We start from the raw sequence: 12511 nt of genomic DNA on the forward strand, positions 1-12511 counted from the left end.
GGGACGGGGCGGTCTGGGGAGAAGAGGTCATGGCACGGGGGTGTAGGCGAACGCGATATCCGTGTGAACGAAGTCCTCGCCGTTGAACAGCAGCGGCAGCGCATGGGTCTTGGCGATACCGACCCGTCGCCTCACGCTATCGGACTCGGCTTTCCCCGCGAAAGAGGAATGAGGGTGACGAAAGCAGCGAATCCATCCTCCAGCATCCAGACGGATCGGATCATGGGGTGCCGCCCATCCGGTGAAGTGATCGGCCCTTCGCACACGATCTTGGTGTCGCCTTGCGCAGTCGAGATCGTCCATGCGTCCGGAGCGAGCAGAAGGTGATCGGCGAGCGAATCCTGCAGGACACGCGGCTCGCCAGCCTCGAAACCGAAGCGGAGCAGAAATCTGGCCTTCGGGCCACCGCGCGGATGATCGATATTGAGACAGTAGCGAGTCACCTTGTCCTCGCTGATCGTCAGACCACGGATCGAAGGTAGATCTCGGCTCAAGAGGCGCTACGCCGCGTGCGGGTCAACGCCCCGGCATGCACCGTCGCCACTGCTCCCTCGGGGAGCGCGAACTCGACTTCAAACGCTTCGCCGTCACGCCAGACGCCGACAATCGTCCCTGCCGTGCCGACTGGAATCGTCACACCGTCATCGCTCGTCACATCCGCAAGCAGGGTCACGTCGTCCAAATCCCGGAGCGCGGCTCCCGGATCGTCTTTCCTCAGCAGATAAAGGACTTCAATAGACATCGAAGCACTCTATCGCGAGTCGCGCGGCAGACAAAACGCTCGTTTACGGCTGCCAGGCCTCCGCCGGCTGTGCCTCGGCATCGGCCGCCTTGGCTTCCATCATCTCGCGGGTGATCGCACGCAGAGCGTCTTGCACGCCGAGGCCGGTAGCCGAAGACAGGATCAGCGGTTTGGACTTGGAGGCCCGCTTCAGTCGCGCCACCTGTTCCTTCAGCGTATCGGGATCGACGGCGTCGGACTTCGACAGGGCCACGATCTCGTGCTTGTCGGCAAGACCGTTGCCATAGGCTTCCAGTTCCTTCCGCACCAGCTTGTAGGTCTTGCCGGCATGCTCGCTCGTGGCTTCCACGAGGTGGAGCAGCACGCGGCAGCGCTCCACATGGGCGAGGAACTTGTCGCCGAGGCCGACCCCGTCATGGGCGCCCTCGATCAGGCCGGGAATGTCGGCGAGCACGAATTCGCGCTCGTCCGAGCGGACGACGCCGAGACCCGGATGCAGGGTGGTGAAGGGATAATCGGCGATCTTGGGGCGCGCCGCCGTCACCGTGGCGAGGAAGGTCGACTTGCCGGCATTGGGCAGGCCGACGAGGCCGGCATCGGCGATGAGCTTCAGGCGCAGCCAGATCCATTGCTCATGGCCTTCCAGGCCCGGATTGGCGTGTTTCGGGGCGCGGTTCGTCGAGGTGGTGAAATAGGCGTTGCCGAAGCCGCCATTGCCGCCCTTGGCCAAACGCACGCGCTGGCCGACATGGGTCATGTCGGCGATCAGGGTCTCGCCGTCCTCGGCGATGATCTCGGTGCCGGCGGGAACCTTCAGCACCACGTCCGCCCCGTTGGCGCCGTGGCGGTTCGAGCCCATGCCGTGCTCGCCCTTCTTGGCCTTGAAATGCTGCTGGTAGCGGTAGTCGATCAGCGTGTTGAGGCCGTCGACGCACTCGACCCAGACATCGCCGCCCCGGCCGCCATCGCCGCCGTTGGGGCCGCCGAACTCGATGAACTTTTCGCGCCGGAACGCGACGCAGCCGGCGCCGCCGTCACCGGAGCGCACATAGACCTTGGCTTCGTCGAGGAATTTCACGGGTGTTCTCGTCTCTGTCGTTCATTCGCCGTGGGCGGGGCCTGCCGGCTCCGGACCTTGGCGAATCACATGCGGGTTCGGGTTCAGGCTGCGCCTTGTCGGCACTTCCCGTCGAGGTTCAGGTACTGCACGCTGCGCAGGCCCGCCTCGAACCACGCCCCACCCGACTTCGTCCGGTCGTAGGCGTAGAGATTGATGACGATGGCGCCGTCCGGCGAGGTGAGGGTCGCCGGTACCTGCGCGTCGTCGAAGGCCCAGATCGGGCGGGAATCGGAGCCGAACTCGGCCCGTGTCCCGTCCATCTCGAACTGGCTCACCTGGGCGAAGACCGGCCGCTCGTCATGGTCGGAGATCGCGAAGGTGAAGCCGACCTTGGGGCTTCGCCCGACGAAGTTGTAGAATTCGCAGTAGAGCGTCGGGCTCCGTGGCGACGGTCTTTGAATGCCCGCGACCGGGGTCGCGGGAGGCTCCCCTCCGCCACCCAGAAGCACGAGGGCGACCGCGACCGAACCGGTCGCGGCGAGGGCCGCCAGAACGAGCGTGCGTTGCGTCATCGCGGCTCCGCTTCCGAGGGCGACACCGTCCGGACGACGGAGACCCGCGCAGACGACGAAAGGGAGGATGGCGCACCATCCTCCCTTCGATGTCCGACGATCGTCGATGACGGGATGCCCGGTGCGGGCGCCGCCTCGCGGTGGAAGGCCGTGGATTACTCCGCGGCTTCCTGATGCGGCACGACAGCGACGAAGGCGCGGCCGCGCTTCACCTGGAACAGCACGCGTCCGTCCGCCTTGGCGAACAGGGTGTGGTCCGTGCCGATGCCGACATTGACGCCGGGGTGGAACTTGGTGCCGCGCTGACGGACGATGATGTTGCCGGCGATGACGGCTTCGGCACCGAACTTCTTCACGCCGAGGCGCTGACCGGCCGAATCACGGCCGTTGCGGGACGAGCCGCCTGCTTTTTTATGGGCCATTGTGGTTGACTCCGAATGTCTCGATCAGAACGTCAGGCGCTGATGCCGGTGATGCGCACCACGGTGTGGTGCTGGCGATGACCGCGCTTGCGACGCGAGTTCTGACGGCGGCGCTTCTTGAAGGCGATGACCTTCGCGTCGCGGCCGTGGCTGACGATCTCGCCGGCGACGCTGATGCCCGACAGGAGCGGCGCGCCGACCTGGGTGGCGCCCGCGTCGTCCGCGAACAGGAGGACTTCGCCGAAGGTCACGGCGGAGCCGGGCTCGCCCTCGACGGTGGCGATCGTGATGGTGTCGTTGGCGGCAACGCGATACTGCTTGCCGCCCGTCTTGATGACTGCGAACATCGTTCTCTCTTCGTGTTCTCTGCCGGCCTCCAGCCTTGCGAGCCTGGACCGTCTTCTTGTTCAGGTCATCCGCGACACCGATTCGAGCGATGCTGCGAACGCGAAACGCGCGGACTTCGTCGAGGAAGCCGCGCGTTGCGGATGTCAGCTAGTCGGGTTTCGCCCGCCTGTCAATGAATGGACCGGCCTTTGCGTCGAGCGCCGCTCAGGCGGCGCGCACGTTGGCCAGGAACCGGCCGACCTCGGCTCTCAGGTGTTCGGACTGGCGCGACAGCTCGGAGGCCGACGACAGTACCTGGGAGGCGGCCGCTCCGGTCTCCTCAGCGGCGCCCGCCACTCCGGAGATGTTGCTCGTCACCTCGTTGGTGCCCACGGCCGCCTGGGCGACGGTCCGAACGATCTCCTGCGTCGCCGCGCCTTGTTCCTCGACGGCCGCGGCAATCGTGGCGGCCACCGCGTTGATCTCGCGGATGCTGGTCGAGATTCCACCGATGGCATGAACCGCATCGCCGGTCGCTCCCTGGATCCGTGTGATCTGGCTGGAGATCTCCTCGGTCGCCCGTGCCGTCTGGCTGGCGAGTTCCTTCACCTCCGTGGCGACCACCGTGAAGCCGCGACCCGCTTCGCCGGCCCGCGCGGCCTCGATCGTCGCGTTCAGGGCGAGGAGGTTGGTCTGCCCAGCGATGGTCGAGATCAGGCTCACCACGTCGCCGATCCGGCTGGCCGCCAGGCTCAGTTCGTTCACGAGGCGGGCGGTCTGGTCCGCCTCGCCGACCGCCGTGAGGGCGAGGGTCGCGGAGCCCGCGACCTGGCGGCTGATCTCCTGGACGGAGGAACCGAGCTCCTCCGCCGCCGCCGCAACCGTGCCGACATTGGTCGCGGTCTGCTCGGCCGCCGCCGCGACCGTCGTCGACTGGCTGGCCGTTTCATGGGCGGTGGCCGTCATGGTGGAGGCGGTGGCCTGCAGTTCTGTCGCGGACGACGAGACCATGCCGACGATTCCACCCACCGCCAGTTCGAAACCATCGGCGAGTTCGATCATCCCGCGGCGGCGCTCGGTGGCCGCGGCCTCGTCGGCGATGCGCGTGATCTCCGTCTGCTCGGCGGCCCTGGCGGCGACCATGGTCCGGATCCCGTCGACGGCCCTGCCGATCGCGCCGATCTCGTCACCGCGCGCGGCCTCGGAGATGCGGATATCGGTGGCGCCTCCGGCCATGCGCTGAAGCACGGCGACGAGGTTGCCCATGGGCCGGGTGATGCCGAAGATCGAGATCAGTCCCGCGCAGACCAGGCTCAGCACGATGCCGAGCCCACTCGCCACCAAAGCGGCGGACCGGGTCGACTCGGTCAGCGACGCCAGGGAGGCGGCCCCCGCATCCATGTAGCTGGCGACATCGTTCGAGAGCGCGCCACAGGCGGTGTAGATTTCCTTGAAGTTCGGATCGACCGCCTCGTGCATCAGGTCGAGGGCCTTGGCGGTCTCGCCCTTCTCCACCAGCGCACGCACCTTGAAACTGTCAGCGATCAGACGGTCGATCTGAGCGGCGATCGCCTGGACGCGGGCCGCGAAAGCCGGCGTCTCCTTCGGCAGGTCGATCATCAGTTGCTTGAGCCTGGGATACGCCTGATCCATCTGCGCCAGATAACGCTTCTTGGCCTCGGCATCCGGCTCGGTGATGGCCCGGAAGAGGGCATGGTTCATCTCGAACACGAACCGGTTGGCGCGCCGCGCATTGGCCGCCCCCTTCGCTTCATGGGCGATGAACCGTCCATAATCCCCACCGATCTCGACGAGGCGTCCGGTCGTGTACCAGACGCAGGTACCGAGGACGGCACAGACAAACCCGATGGCGAGACCCAACTTGTAGATGATTTTGAGACGTCCAAGCATGACCCTCAGCCCTCGAGAGAGGGCGATAGATTTGGATTACATACATCAACATCGCGTTAATTCAGTTTTTTCGCGAAACACCGGTCGGCATTATAAATCTAGGGAAAATTATTCTATACTTTCAGAATAAAATGAATTCGCCGACAATACAACGAGCCAGACATTATCGAAATTGAGTTCATTAATGGTCATGATCAAAGCAATAGCCCAACAGAATCGGAAGTTTTTCAGTTTACTTGAAGCTCGGACGCCTCTACCGCTTCATCAACCCGCCGAGTACATTTCGCAGGATCGCATTCCCCACCTGCGTGCCCACCGTCCGCGCCATCGAGCGGGCCGCGTTGCCGATGACCTGTTCGGCCAGGCTCTGCGGCGGGCGGCGACCGCCCTTGGCGGCGGGTTTCGAGCCGAGCACGCCGCCCAGCAGCCCACCGAGCATGCCGCTCAAGCCCCCTTCCGATTGCTGCGCCGCCTCGGCTGGGGCGGAATCGAGCCCCTTGCGCCGGGCCAGGATCTCGTAGGCGCTCTCATTGTCCACCGCCTCGTCGTACTTCCCCCGCAGCGGGCTTTTCGCGATCAGCTCGGCGCGCTCGGCCGGATTCAGAGGCCCGACCCGGCCCTGCGGCGGGGCGATGAGGGCGCGCTCCACGATCGAGGGCGTGCCCTTGGCCTCGAGGAAGCTCACCAGAGCCTCGCCGACGGCGAGTTCAGTGATGGCGGAGGCGACGTCGAAGCCGGGATTCTGCCGGAACGTGTCGGCGGCGGCCTTCACCGCCCGCTGGTCGCGGGGCGTGAAGGCGCGCAGCGCGTGCTGGACACGGTTGCCGAGCTGGCCGAGCACCGATTCCGGCAGGTCGAGGGGGTTCTGCGTCACGAAATAGACACCCACGCCCTTGGAGCGGATCAGGCGGACCACCTGCTCCACCGCGTCGAGGAGGGCTTTTGGCGCGTCGTCGAACAGGAGATGTGCCTCGTCGAAGAAGAAGACGAGCTTCGGCTTGTCGAGGTCTCCCACCTCCGGCAGCTGCTCGAACAGTTCCGACAGCATCCAGAGCAGGAACGAGGCGTAGAGGCGCGGCCGCTGCATCAGCTTGTCGGCGGCCAGGATGTTGACGATGCCGCGCCCGTCGCGGTCCCGCTTCATGAAGTCGTTGAGGTCGAGCGCCGGCTCGCCGAAGAACTGGTCCGCGCCCTGGTTCTCCAGCATCAGCAATTGCCGCTGGATCGCCCCGACGGAGGCGGCCGAGACGTTGCCGTACTTGGCCGAGATCTCCTTCAGGTTCTCAGTGCAGTAAAGCAGCAGCGCGCGCAGGTCCTTCAGGTCGAGGACCGGCCATTGGTTGTCGTCCGCGACGCGGAAGGCGATGTTGAGTACGCCTTCCTGCGTGTCATTGAGCTCGAGCAGCCTGGCCAGCAGCAGCGGCCCCATCTCGATCACCGTGCAGCGGATCGGGTGCCCTTGCGCCCCGAACAGGTCCCAGAACACGGTGGGGAAACGGTCGGGCTCGTAGGCGATCCCGAGTTCCTCCGCGCGCTTGACGAAGACCGGCTTCGATTCGCCCGCCGCCGCCAGCCCCGAGAGGTCGCCCTTGATGTCGGCGGCGAAGACCGGGACGCCGGCATTGGAGAACCCCTCCGCCAGGACCTGGAGCGTCACCGTCTTGCCTGTGCCGGTGGCGCCGGCCACGAGGCCGTGGCGGTTGGCGAGCCTGAGGGTGAGCGCCTCCGGCTTGGTGCCGCTCTTGCCGACGAGGATGGTGCCGTCGCTCTGCATGATCGCCTGAACCCACCGCTTCGCGTCGCGCCCAGCGCAGCGACCCTGGGGTTATGACGCCCGGGGGACGCATTTTCCAGCAGCACCGCACCTGGCGCTTGATTTCATCGCGGACAGACCAGATGGACTACGCACACTCATGCGTTGGAGCATCGTTACATGGAAGAGTTGATCGCCCGCGTCACCACCAAGACCGGGCTCGACGCCGCGACGGCGCAGACGGCCATCGGCCACATCCTCGCCTTCCTGCAGAAGGAAGGCCCGGCCACCGAGGTCGCCCAGCTCTTCGCGGCGATGCCCGGTGCGGACGCGGCGGCGGCCCAGGCGAACGAGGGCGAGGGCGGCGGCGGCCTCATGGGCATGCTCGGCGGCATGATGGGCGGGGGCGTGATGGCGCTGGGCCAGAAGCTGATGTCGGCCGGCGTTCCCATGGGACAGATGCAGCCGCTGGGCGCCGAACTGTTCGCCTTCGGCCGCGAGAAGGCCGGCGAGGACGTGATGGGGCCGATCGTCGGTTCGATCCCCGGCCTGAACCAGTTCGTCTGAGACCGGTCCGGCTGCCCTCTCTTCCCCGTTGCCTGAGCCGGAAAAGAGGAGAATGGGAAAGGTTCGGCGGCTACCCATGGAAGGGTCGCCGGCGAACCATTTTGGCGTGACACTAACCGTCTCTGGATTCACGCAAAAGCCTGTCATAAAAGCGTTCGGGCTTCGTGATGATGTGGCCTCGCGGATATGAGGCTCCAGGCTCCATCGGGAGCCGGCCTCGCGGGTCCGGCAGAGCGGAATGGACGATGGTCCCGAACTTCGCGCGTGATGCGTCCACGGCCTGGCTCAACGGCTGGGAGGCCCATGTCCACGCGCCCTTCGCCCGGTTCAAGCAGAAGCGCCTCGAGGCGGGACATGCCGGCTTCTCCGGCCTGCCGGGCTTCGCGAGCCTTCCCGGCGCCGGTGGCCGGTCCCTGATCCCGCCGGGCGGAACGCCGATCCGGTTCAAGCCGCGCCTGAAGAAGCCCCTGGCCGCTCCGGGTCTCGACCCGGTGCTCGGCCGCATCGGCGACCTCGAAGTGCGCCTCGCCACCACCGTCTCGGAGATCCGCCGCGCCCAGCGCCTGCGCTACCGGGTGTTCTACCAGGAGATGTCGGCGGTGGCCTCGGGCATGTCCCTGCTGTCCCGGCGGGACATCGACGATTACGACACGGTCTGCGACCATCTCCTGGTGATCGACCATGCGGCGACGGAGGCGAAACCCTTCCGCCGCCCGAGGCCGAAGGTGGTGGGCACCTACCGCCTGCTGCGCCAGGACGCGGCCGACCGCAATTTCGGCTTCTACACCGCCGGCGAATACGACATCGCGCCCCTGCTCGCCGCGCATCCCGGCAAGCGCTTCCTCGAACTCGGCCGGTCCTGCGTGCTGAAACCCTACCGGACCAAGCGCACGGTGGAACTGCTCTGGGCGGGGATCTGGGCCTATGTCCAGCACCACCGCATCGACGCGATGCTGGGCTGCGCCAGCCTGGAGGGGACCGACCCGGACAGGCTCGCCCTGGCGCTCAGCTTCCTCCACCACCATGCCCGCGCGCCCGAGCCCTGGTGCGCCAGGGCTCTGCCGGGACGGCACGTGGCCATGGATCGTCTGCCGCGCGAGGTGGTGGATGCCAAGGCCGCGCTCCAGTCGCTCCCGCCGCTGATCAAGGGCTACCTGCGGGTGGGCGCCACTTTCGGCGACGGCGCGGTGATCGACCACCAGTTCGGCACCACGGACGTGTTCGTGGTCCTGCCGGTCTCGGCCATCGCCGCCCGTTACATCGGTCATTTCGGCCCGGCCGCGAACAAGCGCGCGGCCTGATCCCGTTTATGCCGCCGCGCTCGCGCGGCGGGAGCGCAGGAACGCCTGGACCTCGCTGGCGGGGAGCGGCCGGCTGAACAGGAACCCCTGGACCTCGTCGCAGCCCTCGCTCCTGACGAGATCGAGCTGTTCCGCCGTCTCGACACCCTCGGCCACGATACTCATGCCAAGCCGCTCCCCGAGACCCACCACCGCCCTCACGATGGCCGCCGCATCAGGCTCGGCGATGTCCTTGATGAAGGTGCGGTCGATCTTGATCTTGTCGAAGGGAAACCGCCGCAGGTAGCTCAACGACGAGTAGCCGGTGCCGAAATCGTCCAGGGCGATCCTGACGCCCAGCGCCCGCAGGCGGTGCAACGTCGCCACGACGCGCTCCGGGTCCCGCATCAGCGCGCTCTCGGTCACTTCGAGCTTGAGCCGATCCGCCGACAGGCCCGCCCCGTCGAGGGCGCTCGACACCGAGCGCTCGAGATCGTGCTGGAACTGTACCGTCGACACGTTGACGGCGACGCGGATCTCGTCGGGCCATGCCGTCGCCTCGCGGCACGCCTCGGCCAGGGCCCAGGCGCCGAGGGCCACGATCAACCCGGTCTCCTCCGCCACCGGAATGAACTCCATGGGCGAGATGAGACCCCGTTCGGGGTGACGCCAGCGCATCAGCGCCTCGAAGCTCGTGACCGTCTCCGCCGCCAGGTCGATGACCGGCTGGTAGACGAGGTGGAAGTCGCCCCGCCGGATCGCGTCCTTCATGTCGAAGGCGAGGAGGTGGCGCGCCGAATGGCGCGCGGCCAGAGCAGGCTCGAACCGGCGATACGTGTCACGCCCCGTCGTCTTGGCCTCGTTGAGCGCGATATCCGCCCGTCGGAGCAGGTCGTCGGCGGTAATGGTCTCGTCCGGCACCATCGCGGCGCCGATGCCGACACCGATCTCGACCATCATGCCGTCGATCTCGATGGGGGCGCCGAGAACCGCGATCACGTGCTTGGCGATCGCATCGACCTCGTGCGGACCGCCGAGCCCTTCGAGCACGAGGGCGAACTCGTCGCCTCCGAGCCGGGCCACGGTATCGCCGGAGCCCACGGCTTCGAGCAGGCGATCGGCGACGATGCGCAGGAGACGGTCGCCACCGGTATGGCCGAGCGTATCGTTGACGGCCTTGAAACCATCGAGGTCGCAGGCGAGCACCGCGGCGGAAGACCGGCCTTCCCGAGCGCGTATCACCGCCCGGTCGAGCCGCTGGCGAAGCAGGCGGCGATTGGGCAGGCTCGTCAGGTCGTCGTGCAGGGCCAGGTACGCGACGCGGGCCTCGGCTTCCCGGCGGTGGGTGATATCGATCTGGGTTCCGACCGCGCGCACGGCCCGGCCCGTGCCGTCCCATTCCACGACCCGCCCGCGGGTGAGAACCCAGAACGAGGTGCCGTCGCCGCAGACGACGCGATGCTCGCACTCGTAGGTGGAGGCGAGGCCCTTGACGTGCTCGATCATGGCGAGGGTCAGGCGCTCGCGGTCCTCCGCGTGGACGATGTGATCCATCGGCTGCCTGGCCTCGATGGCGTCGACTGTATAACCGAGGCGGGCGAGCCAGCGCTCGGAGATCCAGATCGATCGGTCGGCGAGGTTACAGTCCCAGATCCCCTCGACGCCGCTATCGAGGGCGAGCGTCAGACGCTCCTCGCTCGGCTGCATCCTCGACTCGCTCGTGCGCGACGTCCGCATGGATTTCAACCAGCCCCCCGGATCGATGCGGAAGCCGGTTCGTCCAGCACCCACTCCGGAGGAGACACGGAAGAGGGATCGAGCCCGGCCAGGCAGGTCCATCCGCCTGACGACCGTTCGAAGCCACGCGGCCACCTTCAGTGACGACCTCGCCGGGATCATGATCGGCACGCTCGACGCGGGCGCCGGAATCGCCGGCGATCTCGCAGGCTGAATGGATTCCGCAGTGACCGTGAACCGTTTGCCGTCACGACCCGCTTTCTCATTCGAACGGCGATACTTGCGCAGACCGCCGGAATCAGCCGGCACACCTCATACGTCAAGCATCGTTATGCGAAGCGTCCGTTAATGGAAAGTCAATGAAGCGTAGCCGGAAACCGGATCGAACTGCATTCAAATTGCCGCACCGCGCTTTATGGCGAGATACCGCAACAAACCAGCATTTTACCGGTACATATATACCATTTTTGACCTTTAACCCTTGTCGCCCGGCCAGATCGTCGAGACACCATCCATCGACGATGAAAGTATGCTGGTACAGCGACGATGTCGTCGGAATCGATCGCCGACTAGACGCACATGTCACTCCGAGAAATCAAAGACGCGAACAGAACGATTTCACTGCGTATTTTCAATTATAGCTAGTATAAATACAGTTTTTAAAATTCATATAAATTATTTTTTACCCTTATTGACAACATACGTAGCGATAACATCCGAAATCGATAGCCCATCTCCGCCGAAACGCATTTTTGGCGATCAAAAAACTCACTCGATCACTATAAAATAACTTATATCGACTCAGCTCACTTATGGTTTTTAGTATAAATACCACTGACATAACCGGCATCCCGCCACATTACGTCTATCGCAGCTGAAAGAAGAGACCGAAAAGCCGTTTTTCGCGCCAAGGGACTGGGCCAGAGCCTCAGGCCCTGGCGTCGGCGACCAGCGCCGCCAGCCCCTCGCGGTAGGTCGGATAGGCGAGATCGACGCAGAGCTCCTCGCGGATCAGGCGGTTCCGCACGCGCTTGTTCTCGCCGTAGAAGCTGCGCGCCATCGGGCTCAGATCCGCCGTCTCGAAATCGATCTCGGGCGGCAGCGGCAGGTTGGCGAGGCCGGCGGCGTATTCCGTCACCACCTGCGGCGGCGTCGGCTCGTCGTCGGTGACGTTGTAGATCGCCTGCGCCCTCGGCCTGTCGATGGAGGCGAGCAGGGTCGTGGCGATGTCGTCCACATGGATGCGGTTGAACACCTGCCCCGGCTTGATGATGCGCTGCGACTTGCCCTCTCGCAGCTTCACGATGGGGTTGCGGCCCGGCCCGTAGATGCCCGACAGCCGGAACACCTGCACCGCCTTGCCGGTATCCTGCCCGAAGGCGAGCCAGGCCTTCTCCACCGCGATGCGGCCATGCGAGCGCCCGCTCGTGGGGTTGGGCGGCGTCGTCTCGTCGATCCAGGCGCCCTGCTGGTCGCCGTAGATACCGATGGTGGAGAGATAGCCGATCCAGCCGATCCGGCTGTCGGCGATGGCGTCCCGGTAACGGGCGAGCACCGTGTCTCCGTCGCGAGACGGCGGGGCGGACACCAGCAGCACGTCCGTATCGGCAAGGTCGCCCGCGATCCGCGCGTCATCCGTCTCGGGACCGAAGCCGCGCAGGGCGACATCGCCGAGGCCGGCGCCGGGCCGGGCCGGGTCGGTGACGGTGGCGCGGATCTCGCCGAACCGCCCCGCCGCGCGCTCGACGAAGCGGCGCGCCGTGAAGCCCAGACCGAAGACGAAGAGGTTCATGCCGTCGTGTTTCCCGCGTGATCGAGTGCCGCGCGCCATTCGGCGCCGACCTCGGCATCGGTTTCGCCGATGGCGTGGCTGTTGAAAAGGCCGCGCATCGCCGCCGCGTCGGTGAGGCGGCTCGACGCCCATACGGCCATACCGCGTACCAGGGGCGACGGATCGGAGAGGCAGCGTTCGGCCTCCCGAGCGAGCGCCGGATCGCCGGAATTGCCGATGGCGATGAGGACGTTGCGCAGGAAGCGGTCGCGCCCGGTCCGCTTCACCGGGGTTCCGGCGAACCGCGCCCGGAAGGCCGCATCGTCGAGGCGCGCCAGTTCGGCGAGGGGAGGCGCGGCGAGGTCGGCC

12 protein-coding genes and 1 pseudogene are annotated in these 12511 nt (G+C 66.2%); 2 read left to right on the forward strand and 11 right to left on the reverse strand.

What is annotated here, in order from left to right; translation table 11 throughout:
* Window positions 1–27: 27 nt before the first annotated feature.
* The 8 genes from FV220_RS21010 to FV220_RS21045 form a co-directional block, all read right to left on the reverse strand.
* Entirely contained in the window at window positions 28–135 is a 108-nt protein-coding gene (locus tag FV220_RS21010) for a type II toxin-antitoxin system VapC family toxin (protein ID WP_147833098.1), read from the reverse strand.
* Between the two features lie 355 nt (window positions 136–490).
* Complete coding sequence (locus tag FV220_RS21015) at window positions 491–742, reverse strand: DUF4926 domain-containing protein (RefSeq protein ID WP_147833099.1); 252 nt, start codon at window positions 740–742, stop codon at window positions 491–493.
* Between the two features lie 43 nt (window positions 743–785).
* Window positions 786–1820 (reverse strand): GTPase ObgE, encoded by a 1035-nt coding sequence (gene obgE, locus FV220_RS21020; protein WP_147833100.1) that lies wholly within the window; start codon window positions 1818–1820, stop codon window positions 786–788.
* Between the two features lie 83 nt (window positions 1821–1903).
* Complete coding sequence (locus FV220_RS21025) at window positions 1904–2374, reverse strand: hypothetical protein (protein ID WP_147833101.1); 471 nt, start codon at window positions 2372–2374, stop codon at window positions 1904–1906.
* 155 nt (window positions 2375–2529) lie between these two features.
* On the reverse strand, window positions 2530–2796 hold the full coding sequence (gene rpmA, locus FV220_RS21030) for a 50S ribosomal protein L27 (protein WP_018041680.1): 267 nt from the start codon (window positions 2794–2796) through the stop codon (window positions 2530–2532).
* 32 nt (window positions 2797–2828) lie between these two features.
* On the reverse strand, window positions 2829–3143 hold the full coding sequence (rplU, locus tag FV220_RS21035) for a 50S ribosomal protein L21 (protein WP_018041679.1): 315 nt from the start codon (window positions 3141–3143) through the stop codon (window positions 2829–2831).
* A 205-nt stretch (window positions 3144–3348) separates the two neighbouring features.
* Complete coding sequence (locus tag FV220_RS21040) at window positions 3349–5034, reverse strand: HAMP domain-containing methyl-accepting chemotaxis protein (RefSeq protein ID WP_147833102.1); 1686 nt, start codon at window positions 5032–5034, stop codon at window positions 3349–3351.
* A 253-nt stretch (window positions 5035–5287) separates the two neighbouring features.
* Entirely contained in the window at window positions 5288–6808 is a 1521-nt protein-coding gene (locus FV220_RS21045; protein ID WP_147833103.1) for a helicase HerA-like domain-containing protein, read from the reverse strand.
* Window positions 6809–6967: 159 nt separating this feature from the next.
* Between FV220_RS21045 and FV220_RS21050 the strand changes: the two genes are divergently transcribed.
* Window positions 6968–7354: a hypothetical protein gene (locus tag FV220_RS21050; RefSeq protein ID WP_018041676.1), complete on the forward strand. Its 387-nt coding sequence runs from the start codon at window positions 6968–6970 to the stop codon at window positions 7352–7354.
* A gap of 245 nt (window positions 7355–7599) precedes the next feature.
* Window positions 7600–8655: a GNAT family N-acetyltransferase gene (locus tag FV220_RS21055; RefSeq protein ID WP_056146937.1), complete on the forward strand. Its 1056-nt coding sequence runs from the start codon at window positions 7600–7602 to the stop codon at window positions 8653–8655.
* 6 nt (window positions 8656–8661) lie between these two features.
* Here the strand turns inward: FV220_RS21055 and FV220_RS21060 are convergent, their stop codons facing one another.
* The 3 genes and pseudogenes from FV220_RS21060 to FV220_RS21070 form a co-directional block, all read right to left on the reverse strand.
* Window positions 8662–10341: a GGDEF domain-containing phosphodiesterase gene (locus FV220_RS21060; protein WP_187273480.1), complete on the reverse strand. Its 1680-nt coding sequence runs from the start codon at window positions 10339–10341 to the stop codon at window positions 8662–8664.
* Between the two features lie 958 nt (window positions 10342–11299).
* A complete protein-coding gene (locus tag FV220_RS21065) occupies window positions 11300–12163 on the reverse strand; it encodes an SDR family oxidoreductase (protein WP_147833105.1) in 864 nt (287 codons plus the stop codon).
* Window positions 12160–12511: pseudogene (locus FV220_RS21070) on the reverse strand (tRNA epoxyqueuosine(34) reductase QueG); the annotation flags it as partial. The pseudogene FV220_RS21070 and the gene FV220_RS21065, both read right to left, overlap by 4 nt.

Origin of the sequence: Methylobacterium sp. WL19 (assembly GCF_008040005.1) — a bacterium.
Taxonomy (GTDB): Bacteria; Pseudomonadota; Alphaproteobacteria; order Rhizobiales; family Beijerinckiaceae; genus Methylobacterium; species Methylobacterium bullatum.